Origin of the sequence: Weizmannia sp. FSL K6-0777, assembly GCF_038593185.1 — a bacterium.
GTDB classification, from domain to species: Bacteria; Bacillota; Bacilli; order Bacillales; family Bacillaceae_C; genus Weizmannia; species Weizmannia faecalis.
In genome coordinates, this window is record NZ_CP151971.1 from 1,870,385 (window position 1) to 1,883,592 (window position 13,208).

Consider the following 13,208-nt stretch of genomic DNA (forward strand, 5'->3'; position numbering starts at 1 on the left):
CGACTCCTTAATTGCATAAGGCGTTTTTCAAGGCCAAATGCTTTTTTAGACGAATGATGGTGCCTGATTCTGGCTGCGACTTGATTTCTACATCGTCCATAAAGTTTTCCATGATCGTAAAGCCCATTCCGGATCTTTCCAGGTCAGGCTTTGTTGTAAATAGCGGCTGCCTGGCTTCTTCAATATCCGCTATGCCTTTTCCTTCATCGCGGACGGTAATTTCAACCGTGCCGTCGTCATAAATGGCAGCCGATACATAAACCATTCCGTCCGGGTTTTCTTCATATCCGTGAATAATCGCGTTTGTTACCGCTTCGGATACGACCGTTTTGATTTCGGTCAATTCATCAAGCGTCGGGTCAAGCTGGGCAACAAAAGCGGCAACCGCCACGCGGGCGAAAGATTCATTCCGGCTGAGCGCGGAAAACTGCAATTGCATTTTATTTTTCATTCAGGCAACCCCCAATCTGTGCAGCGCGTATTGTTCCGATTCATCAAGGCGGATGATTTTAAAGAGGCCGGACAGTTCAAACAGCCTTTTTACGGCCGGAGAAATGGCGCAGACGATCATTTCCCCGTTTTTCTGCTTGATCTGTTTGTATCTTCCCAATATCACACCTAAACCGGAGCTATCCATAAAGGAAAGCTGCTCCAGATTTAATACAAGATGGCGGATGCCGTTTTCTTCAATTGCTTTTGTCACACTTGCACGCAAACTTTCAGCCGTATGATGGTCCAATTCCCCCTGCAGCCGGATGCACAGGACATCTTTTTTCACTTCCAGGTCAATTGCCAGACTCACAATTAAAGCCTCCTTCGCTGTTAATAGTGAGTCATTTCGACCTTGCTTCCCGTTTTTCCTTCCGGGAGACAAAAGAAGCTTTAAAAAAACAGAAACCAAGCGGATTCGACATCAATCTTTCTGGACAAACATGCCCGCTGCACGTTTAAACAGCTGCCACCAGCCTGCACGTTTCACCGTTTTGTCGGCAACAAGCGTTGTTTTTGAAAGCACCTTTCCGTCTTGGCTGATAGTCAGTGTTCCAATTTCATCGCCTTTTTGGACAGGGGCCTGCACATTTTTTTTGAGCTTCACGGTTTTTTTCAAATTTGACAATTTGACACCTTTTTTCGTCAGCACCGATACCGGTTCGCTCGTCACCGCCCGGACATGCCGCATGCTCCCTTTTGACACTTTGACCTGGTCAAGCGCCGCGCCTTTTTTGTACAGCGGGTGGGAGGTATACTGGCTGAACGCATAGTCAAGCATTTTTGAAACCTGGGCGTTCCGCACTTTTGTTGATGGCGCCCCGAAAACGACGGCGATCACACGCATGCCGTTTTTCTTTGCCGTTGCGGTCAGGCAGAATTTTGCTTCATTTGTAAAGCCGGTTTTCAGGCCGTCAACGCCGGGATAATGGCGGACCAGTTTATTGGTATTGACGAGCCAGAACTTTTTATCGGAGCCTTCCCTTAAGTAATCTTCATATTTGCCGGTGAAATGGGTAATGCCGTGATGTTTCAGCAATTGCTTCGCCATGATGGCCATGTCATAAGCTGAACTGTAGTGACCTTTGACAGGGAGCCCGGTCACATTTTCAAAATGGGTGTTTTTCAAACCGAGCGCTTTTGCCCGCTCATTCATTTTGTCGACAAAAGCTTCTTCGCTTCCGCCAATTCTTTCCGCCATCGCAACGGCCGCGTCATTTGCCGAACCGATCGCAATCCCTTTCAGCATTTGTTCCACCGTCATTTCTTCGCCGGGCTCGAGAAAAATTTGCGATCCGCCCATGGATGCCGCATACTCACTCGTCCGTACTTTTTCATCCATTTTGATTTCGCCTTTGTCGAGCGCTTCCATAATTAAAAGCATGGTCATGATTTTCGTCATGGAAGCAGGCGGCAATTCTTCATGGCTGTTCTTGCTGTACAGCACTTCGCCCGTGGCCTGTTCAATTAAAATGGCGGATTTCGCTTCCGGCGCCAGTTCATTTTTCTTTTCAGCTGCGAACGCTTCAGGCACAAGGACGCCGGCTGCAAGCATGAAGCAGGTAACCAAACCAATGATTTTCTTCATGATGACCCTCCAACTTGTAAAATCATAAAACGTGAAAACAAAACCTCCGTACACGATGGGAGATATGCATAAAATCATTTTTTCCAGTTGCGCCATTTTTATACTGGATAAATTCCCTTTCTTCTAATCCGCGGGATGCCGGCTGCCAGACAAATAAAAAACGCACGGTTTTTACGCCGTGCGCCTTAAAAATCTGTTTTTAGTTTTGTCCTTATAATTCCCGGAAACAGGGTGCTGCCAAACCCGGCTCGCCCGGAAAAAAGCATGCGGCCGGGTTTAAGCCCTTGGATGGAATTTCGCATAAACATCCTTTAACCTCGTTTTGGAAACATGGGTGTAAATTTGCGTTGTGGAAATGTCGGCATGGCCGAGCATTTCCTGGACCGCCCGCAAGTCTGCCCCGTTTTCAATCAGATGAGTGGCAAATGAATGCCTCAGTGTGTGCGGGGTAATGTCTTTCTCAATATTGGCTTTTTTCGCAAGCGCCTTTAATATTTTCCAAAAGCCTTGCCGTGAGAGACGGGCGCCGTGATGGTTCAAAAACAGGGCATCCGTTCTATTCGTTTTTGAAACCAGTTTGGGCCGCCCTTCTTTTAAATACCGTTCAAGCGCAGCCGACGCCGTGCGACCGATCGGGATAATCCTTTCCTTGTCCCCTTTTCCGATACATTTAATAAATCCCATTGATAAATGCAGATCATCAAGATTAAGGCCGGTCATCTCACTGACGCGCATGCCGGTCGCATACAACAGTTCAAGCATCGCACCATCCCGCATATGAAGAGGGGTATCCCCTTTTGGCGCAGCAAGGAGCGCTTCCACTTCCTGAACGCTCAGCACTTTCGGAAGCGTCCGCTCAGGCTTCGGGGTTTCAATATGGACAGTCGGATCCTGGCCCGCAAATTTTTCCCGCAACAAAAACTGATGAAAAGACCGGATGGAGGCGACATGCCTGGCAATCGTCTTCGAGGACTTTCCCTGCTGTTTTAAAAAGTTCAGAAAGTGGAGGATGTGAAACCGCGTCACTTCATTCCAGGATGTAACAAGCTCCACTTTTTGCAGGTAGCGGAGATAACTGTGCAGATCGCGTTTATAGGACGCGATCGTATTTTCAGCAAGCCCTTTTTCAACGATCATAAAATGCATGAAATCTTTGATTTGATCTTCCATTCCAATTACTCCCCATCCATATAAAAGAGCAGCAGCCGTTCTGCCCAGGCAGGCTTATGATCCCCGGCACTCACCTTTACAGCCGCGCCTTTTGGTTTTTCATAACGGTGGTAGCTTTCATATTCCTGATTTACCCAAAGCAGGGCAAAGTAGAACAGCAATGTACAGCATAAAAATAAAATGAAGACTTTAAGCGCATGAAGCAAAAGTTTCAGCCACGGCATATCCCGCCCGCCTTTCTGTATCGCTTTACATACAAGCTATGACAGACTTCCGCCGTTTTATACATCCTTTTATGTAAAAATTCAACCGGCTGAAAATGCGGTGTTATAACAAAAACCTTTTCGTCTTGCGAAAAGGCCGGCTATTATTCGTTTTTTTCGTTTTCGTTTCCCTTTTCTTTTTGCTGGCACCGGTAACAAATCCCGTGAAATGTCAGGCGATGGTCTTTTATAATAAAATTCCAGCGGCTTTCCACAACTTTTTCGACATTTTCCAGTAAATCTTCCTGAATTTCGTCCACCGCGCCGCATTCAATGCAGACAAGATGATGGTGAAAATGTGCGGCGCCTTCCTGCCTCAAATCATAACGGTACACCCCGTCGCCGAAATTGATTTTGTCCACCACTTTCAGTTCGGACAGCAGTTCCAGCGTGCGATAAACGGTGGCCAGGCCGATTTCAGGGGATTTTTCTTTCACAAGGAGGTATACATCTTCCGCACTTAAATGGTCTGTTTCATGTTCCAGCAAAACGCGCACGGTTGCTTCCCGTTGCGGCGTCAGTTTGTAGCTGGCCGAATGCAATTGCTTCTTAATTCTATCAATACGAGCTTCTTCCATGATTCCTCCCCCTTGCCGCTGTCTCTGATATTATAGCAGATTAAGGGGAATAGTCAAAATGAAATGATTATAAACAGTTAAAAACAACATTTATTATTTAAGAATGATTTTAATGGATCATCTTCATCACGGCCTGCATCAGCTGCGGAGAAAGATAAGCCTCGATGCAGGCGGCCGCGAGAGATGCGATGAAAACAGCGAGAAGCGCCGTGCAATACCTTAAAAACAATTGAAAAAAAGCAAAGTGGGCAGCCTGTTTCATAAAAATTTTCCGGATCAGGTTCAAGGAAAACATGACAGCCATCACCGAGGTGAAAATAAACAAAGGAATGATCAGCAAATTTTGCGGAAGAACGGTTACAAACGAAAGCAAAAAACCGCCCCATTTCATCTGGTTGACAAGAAAACCGATCGAAAACCCGACGACAAGCCCCTTTAAAAATAAGAGAACAAGAATGAGCGGCAGGCCGATGATCGAAATACCGAGCAGCCAGATGAGGCCGAGAAATTTCAAATTGTGCAGGAAACTTGAACGGAACAGGTCCTCAGGCGCGGCGAGTTTGCCGGTTGAGACTTGTCCGAAAAATTGCTTTAAGTAAAAAAACAAGTCTTCTTTCTGTGCGATCGACAGGCTGTTGACGATGACGGCGCCAAAAATGACGCCCATCAGGAACAACGCGATGACAAATGCATAAATAGAGGAGTTTTCCCGGATATGGCGGCTGACAGGATTTTGCAGGGCAACTTGCTTCATGAGCGGTGTCCCCTCCTTCAAAAGATTGGCACTTGCTATTAATCTATGAAAGGACATAGCCGTTTATGAAAAAAGTCCAAAACCGGAGCGAAACTATTCCGGCTTTGGACTTTTTACCTTGCCATATTTTCCGCCCCCGCCGGCCTCAAACGCCAATTTCCCGGACCGCTGTTTCAAGATCAGTTCCGAAAGCGGCGGTTTTACAACGCTTTTCAAGGCGGATTCGGGCACCCGGTGCAAAATATTCATCTCCGTCCCGAAATGGGCCAGCAGCTTGCCCATCGTTTTCGGTCCGAGCCCCGGCAAAAAATCAAGCGGCACCTGGTGGATGTAGGGTGGCCGGGCAGGATGCGTTTTTGCGTCTGTCAGCTCTTCTATTCTTTCCGAGACACCTTTTGTTTTCAGGCGCGACCCGCAATGCGGGCATGGGCCGTTTGAAACAGGGTTCAGGCATTTGGCGCAAGTCGTTGTATAATATTTCCCAAGTTTCGGGTTTAAGCCGTAATTGGCGGCAATCCGGTTTTCCCCTTCGCCGCGCAAAGCTTTTAACAGCCCTGTAAACCCCGGCGATTCCAGCATCAATTTTTGGTACTCCCTTGCCATTTTGCCGAGGGAATGGGCGTCTGAATTGGTCACGAACGGATAGCGGTGCAACTCGCTAATTTGATCGGCCATGCCGGTATCAGAACTTAATCCCAATTCCACAGCATCTATCAGATCCGGGTCCAGCACTTCTGTTAGCGACCGTTCCACACCTTTTCCATAAAGGCTCTTAAAGGGGGTAAATACATGGGCGGGAATAAACATCCCGGAGAGTTCTTTCGTTTTTTCCTGCACTTTCCGGGCCTCTGCGCGGACCCGCTGTGTGCTTAAATGCGGATTGGACACGCGCCCGCCATACCATGCGGAAAACTTGCCGAGTGTGTCCATATCCGGAAAATAGCTGAGCAGATGGACCGGCCCACGGCAGTTTTCATCATACACTTCCATTTCAATCCCGGGAATCAGCGTGACTTCCCCCTGGTAGAGGAGGCCGCCTTCATCAAGCTGCACCAGTTCACCGGCTGCAAGAAGCGCCTTCATCTCTTCCCTGACTTCCGGGACATGGCAGTCGATCACCCCGACGAGATCGAGCCCTTTCGGCTGTTTGGCCGCCTTTAATATATTTTCAAGCGTCAGGCTTTTTGCCCCCGTAATTTTGACGGGCCGCCCCGTTTTTGTGCGCCCGATGTGGATGTGCAAATCTGCAAAGTACGGATTGACACTCATTTTCGCGCCTCTTCAAGCATCCAGTGCTGGAGGGCAACCAATGTTTTGGCGTCGCATATTTTCCCCGACCGGATCATTTCCCTGACTTCATCCATGCCCAGTTCCAAAATATCGACAAATTCATCATCATCGCCCGCTTTTGGATTGGAAAGTTTTTCAAGGCCGGTTCCGGCATAAAGATGGATATATTCATCCGCAAAGCCCGGTGAAGTATAAAAAGCGGTTACCGGTTCTAATTTCGCGCAGGCATAACCGGTTTCTTCCTCCAGTTCGCGTTTTGCCGCTTCAAGCGGGTCTTCCCCCGGCTCGAGCTTCCCCGCCGGAATTTCAATGAGCGCGCGTTCAGCCGCTTTCCGGTATTGTTCCACCATCACCACTTTATGCTCATTTGTGACCGCAAGCACACAGACGGCGCCGGGGTGCTTAATAATCTCACGTTTCGACGTTTTTCCGTCCGGCAGTTCAACTTCCAAGACTTGCACGTGCAAAATTTTGCCGTTGAAAATTTCTTCCGTCTTCAATGTTTTCTCTTCGTATTTATGCATGTTACCCGGCTCCTTTTGTTCTTCATCTAAAACTGACGCATATATTTTACCATAAAAAACAGACCGTTCCGGGAGGGAAAGCTTGATGATCATCATCGTCCATCCGAAAGGCATCCTTATGAAAGGAAAAGCATGGGAAATTCGCGACCGGCTGAAAACATACCGCAAACAATATAAAACGGTCGCCGAATGGGTTGCAAAAACAGCTTCTTCATAAAGGTTCTGTCCTCATATTTGTATTTTTCCCCGCCCCTTCTATACAATAAAAAAAAGGAGGCAGGAAAACATGGAAAAAAACCGGTTGGGAAATTCAGATTTATATGTTTCAAAGCTCGGGCTCGGCTGCATGTCGCTCGGTACGGATCCGAAAAAAGCACGGGTCGTCATTGAATCCGCACTTGAAGCAGGCATCAACTATTTTGACACGGCCGATCTTTATGACCACGGGGTGAATGAAAAACTGGTCGCAGAAGCGCTTAAAACTGTGCGCGATGAAGTCGTCATTGCCACAAAAGCCGGAAACCGCTGGAATGAAGACGGCAAAACGTGGCGCTGGGATGCTTCCAAAGCTTACATAAAAGAAGCGGCAAAACAAAGCCTGAAACGACTCGGCACGGACTATATCGATTTGTACCAGCTGCACGGCGGCACGATCGAAGACCCGATAGACGAAACGATCGAAGCGTTTGAGGAATTAAAGGCAGAAGGCATCATCCGCGCTTACGGCATTTCTTCCATCCGCCCGAACGTGATCCGCGAATATGTGAAAAAGTCATCCATTGCAAGCGTCATGATGCAGTACAGCCTGCTTGACCGGCGGCCGGAAGAGACCATCACGACGCTTTTAGGCGAAAACGGCATCAGCATTGTCGCAAGAGGCCCGGTCGCAAAAGGGATTTTAAGCGGGCTGCCGGAAAAGATTCCAGCAGACGGTTATCTTGATACCGGTTATGAAGAAATTGTCGCCCTTCTTGAGAAAATCAAAAATACGCTTTTAACCGGCGGGCGGACGATGCTTGAACTTGCACTTCAATATGATCTCGCCTGCCCTCCAGTTGCCGCCGTGGTTGCCGGCGCCAGTTCCCCGGACCAGGTGCGCGCCAATGCAAAAGCCGTAAACGCTGCGCCACTTACACCGGAGGAGCACCGGCTTCTGCGCGAGCTCACCAAACAAAACCGATACGAAGCGCATCGGTAATCTGTTTTCAGCAAAGAATGCACCGCGTTCTTTGCTTTTTTGTTTATTTTTTCACCTTGTTCCAACAGCCCTTTCCCGGTTATGCCGGAAACCATCCCGTTTTCCCCCGTGCAAAGGAAGGATTTAAACGGCAAATGGAAATCAGGGCGTAATCAATCGTACAGGCAGTTGTGTCAAGGCGACTGCCTGTACCATTGCCATCTTTTTAGCCTTTATATCGTTTCCAGTCCAAATCGGATTCTTCCAGCAGTTCCGCAAACGATTTGTTCCGCTCGCGCTGCTTCCGTTCTTCTCTTTTTCGTTCTTCTTCCGCCCTCTTTTTTTCTACTTCCACTGCCGCAAGTTCCTGCTTTGCCTGTTTCAATTTTTCGAGCACATCTTTTTGCAGCGCATCCTTCAGCTGCACTTTCTCATCCTGTTTTCCTTTTTGTTGTGCCTGTCTCTTTTTTGCCATTTGCTGCCGTTTGCAAAAAGCCCGCATGCCTCGAGTGCAGCCGGGGGCATCTTACAAACGGCCTTCACCGCCCTTCTTCTATCATCTTTTTTCATTATAATATATTTACCAATGCTTCATCATCCCTCAGGAGGTCCGTTCATGAGCGACCCGGCTCCCAGACTGAAAAATATTTTCCGGAAGCTGCTTTCTCTCTTTAAATCCATGCGCGATCTCTGGTATAGTAGCGTTAAAGAAGAAATTTGCAAGGTTTTCGAATCTTTTCAGGGCTGCTTTTCGTATAAGACGTATGGCCGAATCAACCAAGATCGTGATCAGGGGTGTCGATTATGAAATTTTTTATGGGTACGGTGATTCGCACCGTGATAACCATTTCTAGCGTTATCCTTCTCTTTCTCGTCATTTATTTTTCATCCGGCCATCTGTTCTGGCTGTCGCTTTTGCTTTCGCTTGTCGGCGGCTTTCTGATCAACCGGCTTGTGAAGTGGCAAATGTTGCGGGGTTTTCTGAAAGCGCAGCAGCTAACGCGGAAAGATTATCAATATATCCGGAAAAACCTGAAAGAAGCGGACGAAAAAATCAGGCGATTGCAAAAAACCTTTTTATCCGTTCGTTCCATTAGCACGTTCAAACTTTTTTACGATATGAATAAAGTAATCAGGAAAATACAGGCACTGGTCAAAAGAGAGCCGAAACGTTTCTATCAGGCTGAATCTTTTTATTTTTACCATTTGGATTCCATGACGGAGCTTGCGGAAAAATATGCCCTCCTGCAATCCCAGCCTGTAAAAAACAAAGAAATGGCCGTGCAAATCCGGGAAACGGAAGAAACGTTAAAACAATTGGGACGCGAAACAGAGAAAGATCTGTACCATATGCTGTCAACGGATATGGATGAGCTCGATTACGAACTGGCATACGCCAGGCACACCATCGAACGCAAATCCCCTTCCCGGCATGAAAGGAGTGCAAAAAAATGAACGCAGACAAAGAACTTTGGCAGGAACCAACAGGCGGCGGGCTGGATGATCTGCTTGCCGATCCGTTCGGCACGCGTGACGCCATGCTGCCGGATGAGGGACAGAAAGCGGAGCCTGTCACTGAAACGAAACCATCACGCCTTGTGGACATGCTGCCGGAGGAAAACCGGCAAAAAGCATACGAACTCGCAAAGCAAATTGACCCTTCAAACCACCAGGCCGTCATTTTATATGGCACACAGGCGCAATCGAAGCTGCTAAATTTCTCACATGCCATGCTTGACCAAGTCCAGAAAAAAGATATCGGGGAAATCGGCGATATTTTAAATGATTTGATGAAAAAACTTGAGCAGGTGAATCCCGAAGAACTTGTCCCAGAAAAGAAAAACTTCTTTTCCCGCATGTTCGGCAAAATTTCCAATTCGGTGCAGGAACTGCTTTCAAAATACCAGAAAACAAGCGCGCAGATCGATCGCATCAGCGTGAAGCTCGATCTCTCGAAAAAGACGTTGCTGAAAGATATCCAGCTGCTCGAACAGCTGTATGAAAAAAACAAAGATTATTTCCATGCGCTTAATATTTATATTGCAGCCGGCGAGCTTAAGCTTGAGGAACTGAACACAAAAACGATTCCTGAAATGAGGAAAAAAGCAGAAGCAACCGGCGACCAGATGGCCTTCCAGGAAGTCAACGACATGATCCAGTTTGCCGACCGGCTTGAAAAACGGCTGCACGACTTAAAATTAAGCCGGCAAATCACGATCCAAAGCGCGCCGCAAATCCGACTGATTCAAAACACAAATCAGACGCTGGCTGAAAAAATCCAGTCCTCTATTATGACGGCGATCCCGCTATGGAAAAACCAGATCGCGATTGCCCTGACGCTCATCCGCCAGCGCCATGCGGTCGAAGCGCAAAAACAAGTGTCCAAAACGACCAATGAACTTCTGTTGCGCAATGCCGAAATGCTGAAATCGAACACGATCGAAACGGCGCAGGAAAATGAGCGCGGCCTTGTCGACATTGAAACGTTGAAAAAAACGCAGGAAAGCCTGATTTCAACGCTCGAAGAAACGCTGCGCATCCAGCAGGAAGGAAGAGCCCGGCGGTTCCAGGCCGAACAGGAACTGGCGACGATGGAAAACGAACTGAAACAAAAACTAATGAACTTGAAAGGACCGGGGCCGGATGCCGGGGCGTCCTGACCAAAACGGGCAAAACGGCAACAGACCGGGCCGGCGGACGGAAAGCCTGCTGCCGCTTTCAAACAAAGATCCATCCGGAAAAGCGGCAGGAGCCTGAAAATAAAACCGGCGCAACCGGAAACTTGCGCCGGTTTTTTCTTTCCGCTTATTAAAGCGCATCCGGCATCCTTTTTTACTTCAACATGCGGAGGGATTTTGATGAAAAAATGGTTTTCCCTGCCCGCCACGGCGGCGGCGCTTGCTGCAGGCGGGCTCGGCTTTTACATGTCAGAGCGGGTGATGCATATCCGAAAAAAAGACGACAGCCTCGTCATAAGCCGAGAAGTGGCCGCGAAAAGGCTGGATCTTAAAGCGTACGAATCATTGCCGAAAGAGGAAGTTTTGATTCCGTCCCCATTCGGTTACAAGCTCAAATCGGTTTTTGTGAAACCGTTCCCCGAGTCGAAAAAATGGATGATTTTTTGCCATGGCGTGACGGAAAACAAAATGAATTCCGTTAAATATATGAACCTGTTCCTGAAGCGGGGCTTTAACGCTGTCCTCTACGACCACCGCCGCCACGGGGAATCCGGCGGCAGTACAACGAGCTACGGGTACTATGAAAAGCATGACTTAAAAGCGGTGGTGGATGAACTTCTCAGGCGCGAAGGGGACGGCATCTTTTTCGGGATTCACGGCGAATCAATGGGCGCCGCCACGCTCCTGCTGTATGCCGGCGAGCTTTGCGGCCGCGCCGATTTTTACATCGCCGACTGCCCGTTTTCCTCGTTCCGGGCGCAATTGATCCGGGAATTTACGCGGGAAACGCGGCTGCCCGGAAAATGGTTTTTTCCGCTTGCCGATTTTTTTGTCCGCATCCGCGACGGCTACTCGCTCCGCCGTGTGTCGCCGATTGATGTAGTCGGCCGGATCAAACAGCCGGTCCTCTTTATCCACAGCGCCAAGGACGACTACATTCTGCCCGGGATGACCAAAGCGCTTTATGAAAAGAAAAAAGGGCCGAAACAGCTGTTTATTGCCGAAAACGGCGCCCACGCCCAGTCGCTCAACTTAAACCGCGAACAGTATGAACAGGTGATTGACGAATTTCTTGAAAAAATGGCGGCGTCCCGTAAGCTTTAATGCCATTTTTTGCGAACGTCCGCCCATGTTGCTGAATATGGTATAGGAGCCTATCAAAACAGGGAGTGTCCATGATGGAAATCTATACCGTACAGCAAGGCGATACCCTTTGGCGGATTGCAAACCGCCTCGATGCCGATCTTGCCCAGCTCTTTTTGGCAAACGGGCTAACTGCATCATCCCCGCTCGTCCCCGGCCAGGCGCTTGTCATTCCTGACCGGTTCTTTCAGTACATCGTCCAGGAAGGGGACCAGCTCGGCACAATCGCCGCACGCCTCGGCGTTTTGGCCCAAGCGCTTATAAACGCCAACCAGCTCCGCAATCCCGCCTCGCTTTTTCCGGGGCAGGTGCTTTTTATCCCCTACCGGAACCATACGGTAAAACAGGGTGAAACTTTGTACGGCATTGTCCGTACTTACGGGGCGGACATGGGGGCCATTATGCAGGCGAACCGGCTTCCCGGCACGGCTCTTTCCGCCGGCCAGGTGCTGCGTATACCCGCACCCCGCCGCCCTGTGAAAGAAGTCAATGCCTATACAACCGGGTTCGGCGCTGCGGGCACCGCTGAAGTTTACCAGCTTGGGCCTTATTTTACGTACTTGTCCCCTTTCCGTCATACGTTCCGTGAAGATGGCAGCCTGACGCCGCTCAACGACCGCTCCGTCCTTCAGGCAGCGGAAGCAAACGGTGTCCTTCCGCTTTTAATCCTGGCCAATTTCACCTCGGAAGGATTCAGCTCCGATCTGGCTGCCCGGCTGCTTCGCAATGAAGCATTGCAGGAAACTTTGATCAGCAATCTTCTCGCCACGATACGGCAAAAAGGGTACCGGGGCGTCAATTTTGATTTTGAATATGTGTATCCGGAAGACCGCGACCGTTATACGGCGTTTCTCAGGCGCGTCGCCCGCCGGTTCCGCCCGGAAGGCCTGCTCGTCTCGACTGCGCTTGCGCCGAAAATTTCCGGCACGCAGCCGGGCCTGCTTTACGAAGCCCACGATTACGGCGCACACGGGGCCATCGTTGATTTTGTCATTTTGATGACGTATGAATGGGGATGGGCCGGCGGCAGGCCGCGGGCCATCGCCCCGATTCCTGAAGTGAGGCGTGTCCTTGATTATGCCGTTACCGTCATTCCGCGGAATAAGATTATGATGGGGGCGCCGCTTTACGGACGTGACTGGAGAATCCCGTGGCGCGCAGGCACAACGGCGCGCACGATCAGCCCGCATGAAGCCCTTTCCTTGGCGGCACGGTACGGGGCTGACATCCGCTACCACCCGACCGACCAGGCGCCTTATTTCCGTTACACTGATGCATCAGGCCAGCAGCATGAAGTCTGGTTTGAAGATGCGCGCAGCATGCGGGCAAAAATCAATTTGCTAAACGAATACGGGCTGCGCGGAATCAGCTACTGGGTGCTCGGCAACCCGTTTCCCGAAAACTGGGTCGTGCAGCAGGCACTCATTCAGGCAAGAAAACGGTAATCCGCAACAAAGCGTACGGATGCCCTAAGATTGATTTCATGAATGCTGCTTCTTGCTGCAACAGGATGCGTCCAAACCGCCAGTGCTGCATTTTTCTGCATCGCCCGTA

The 13,208-nt window shown here is 49.3% G+C and carries 16 protein-coding genes; 6 read left to right on the forward strand and 10 right to left on the reverse strand.

Annotated elements, in window-relative coordinates; genetic code table 11:
• Positions 1 to 7: 7 nt before the first annotated feature.
• From spoIIAB to NST70_RS08850, 9 genes are all read right to left on the reverse strand, one after another.
• Positions 8 to 451, reverse strand: coding sequence for an anti-sigma F factor (gene spoIIAB / locus NST70_RS08810; RefSeq protein ID WP_014098107.1), 444 nt, complete (start codon positions 449 to 451; stop codon positions 8 to 10).
• A complete protein-coding gene (gene spoIIAA / locus NST70_RS08815) occupies positions 452 to 802 on the reverse strand; it encodes an anti-sigma F factor antagonist (protein ID WP_014098106.1) in 351 nt (116 codons plus the stop codon).
• 111 nt (positions 803 to 913) lie between these two features.
• Complete coding sequence (locus NST70_RS08820) at positions 914 to 2,077, reverse strand: D-alanyl-D-alanine carboxypeptidase family protein (RefSeq protein WP_014098105.1); 1,164 nt, start codon at positions 2,075 to 2,077, stop codon at positions 914 to 916.
• Between the two features lie 276 nt (positions 2,078 to 2,353).
• A complete protein-coding gene (gene xerD, locus NST70_RS08825; protein WP_014098104.1) occupies positions 2,354 to 3,247 on the reverse strand; it encodes a site-specific tyrosine recombinase XerD in 894 nt (297 codons plus the stop codon).
• Between the two features lie 5 nt (positions 3,248 to 3,252).
• Complete coding sequence (locus tag NST70_RS08830; protein WP_013859564.1) at positions 3,253 to 3,471, reverse strand: YqzK family protein; 219 nt, start codon at positions 3,469 to 3,471, stop codon at positions 3,253 to 3,255.
• Positions 3,472 to 3,614: 143 nt separating this feature from the next.
• On the reverse strand, positions 3,615 to 4,088 hold the full coding sequence (locus NST70_RS08835; protein WP_035184651.1) for a Fur family transcriptional regulator: 474 nt from the start codon (positions 4,086 to 4,088) through the stop codon (positions 3,615 to 3,617).
• 109 nt (positions 4,089 to 4,197) lie between these two features.
• Complete coding sequence (spoIIM, locus tag NST70_RS08840; RefSeq protein ID WP_035188054.1) at positions 4,198 to 4,842, reverse strand: stage II sporulation protein M; 645 nt, start codon at positions 4,840 to 4,842, stop codon at positions 4,198 to 4,200.
• Between the two features lie 93 nt (positions 4,843 to 4,935).
• Positions 4,936 to 6,111 (reverse strand): endonuclease Q family protein, encoded by a 1,176-nt coding sequence (locus tag NST70_RS08845; RefSeq protein ID WP_046720764.1) that lies wholly within the window; start codon positions 6,109 to 6,111, stop codon positions 4,936 to 4,938.
• Positions 6,108 to 6,656 carry an NUDIX hydrolase gene (locus tag NST70_RS08850; RefSeq protein WP_035184647.1) on the reverse strand — a complete coding sequence of 183 codons (549 nt, stop codon included), beginning with the start codon at positions 6,654 to 6,656 and terminating at the stop codon, positions 6,108 to 6,110. The genes NST70_RS08845 and NST70_RS08850 overlap by 4 nt, the downstream gene beginning before the upstream one ends.
• Positions 6,657 to 6,741: 85 nt before the next feature.
• Between NST70_RS08850 and mciZ the strand changes: the two genes are divergently transcribed.
• Positions 6,742 to 6,873, forward strand: coding sequence for a Z-ring formation inhibitor MciZ (gene mciZ, locus NST70_RS08855; RefSeq protein ID WP_035184645.1), 132 nt, complete (start codon positions 6,742 to 6,744; stop codon positions 6,871 to 6,873).
• Positions 6,874 to 6,942: 69 nt separating this feature from the next.
• Complete coding sequence (locus tag NST70_RS08860; protein ID WP_046720763.1) at positions 6,943 to 7,854, forward strand: aldo/keto reductase; 912 nt, start codon at positions 6,943 to 6,945, stop codon at positions 7,852 to 7,854.
• A 205-nt stretch (positions 7,855 to 8,059) separates the two neighbouring features.
• Here NST70_RS08860 and NST70_RS08865 read toward each other — a convergent pair whose 3' ends face one another.
• Positions 8,060 to 8,308, reverse strand: a complete 249-nt coding sequence (locus NST70_RS08865; RefSeq protein ID WP_026104517.1) for a YqkE family protein — start codon at positions 8,306 to 8,308, stop codon at positions 8,060 to 8,062.
• Positions 8,309 to 8,637: 329 nt separating this feature from the next.
• Between NST70_RS08865 and NST70_RS08870 the strand changes: the two genes are divergently transcribed.
• The 4 genes from NST70_RS08870 to NST70_RS08885 all read left to right on the forward strand — a co-directional run bounded on the left by NST70_RS08870 (position 8,638) and on the right by NST70_RS08885 (position 13,099).
• Positions 8,638 to 9,288, forward strand: a complete 651-nt coding sequence (locus NST70_RS08870; protein WP_014098097.1) for a 5-bromo-4-chloroindolyl phosphate hydrolysis family protein — start codon at positions 8,638 to 8,640, stop codon at positions 9,286 to 9,288.
• Positions 9,285 to 10,493: a toxic anion resistance protein gene (locus NST70_RS08875; protein WP_061565209.1), complete on the forward strand. Its 1,209-nt coding sequence runs from the start codon at positions 9,285 to 9,287 to the stop codon at positions 10,491 to 10,493. Before NST70_RS08870 ends, NST70_RS08875 begins: the two co-directional genes overlap by 4 nt.
• 198 nt (positions 10,494 to 10,691) lie before the next feature.
• Positions 10,692 to 11,615, forward strand: a complete 924-nt coding sequence (locus NST70_RS08880; protein ID WP_046720761.1) for an alpha/beta fold hydrolase — start codon at positions 10,692 to 10,694, stop codon at positions 11,613 to 11,615.
• A 74-nt stretch (positions 11,616 to 11,689) separates the two neighbouring features.
• On the forward strand, positions 11,690 to 13,099 hold the full coding sequence (locus tag NST70_RS08885) for a LysM peptidoglycan-binding domain-containing protein (protein WP_061565210.1): 1,410 nt from the start codon (positions 11,690 to 11,692) through the stop codon (positions 13,097 to 13,099).
• The last annotated feature ends 109 nt before the right edge of the window (positions 13,100 to 13,208 follow it).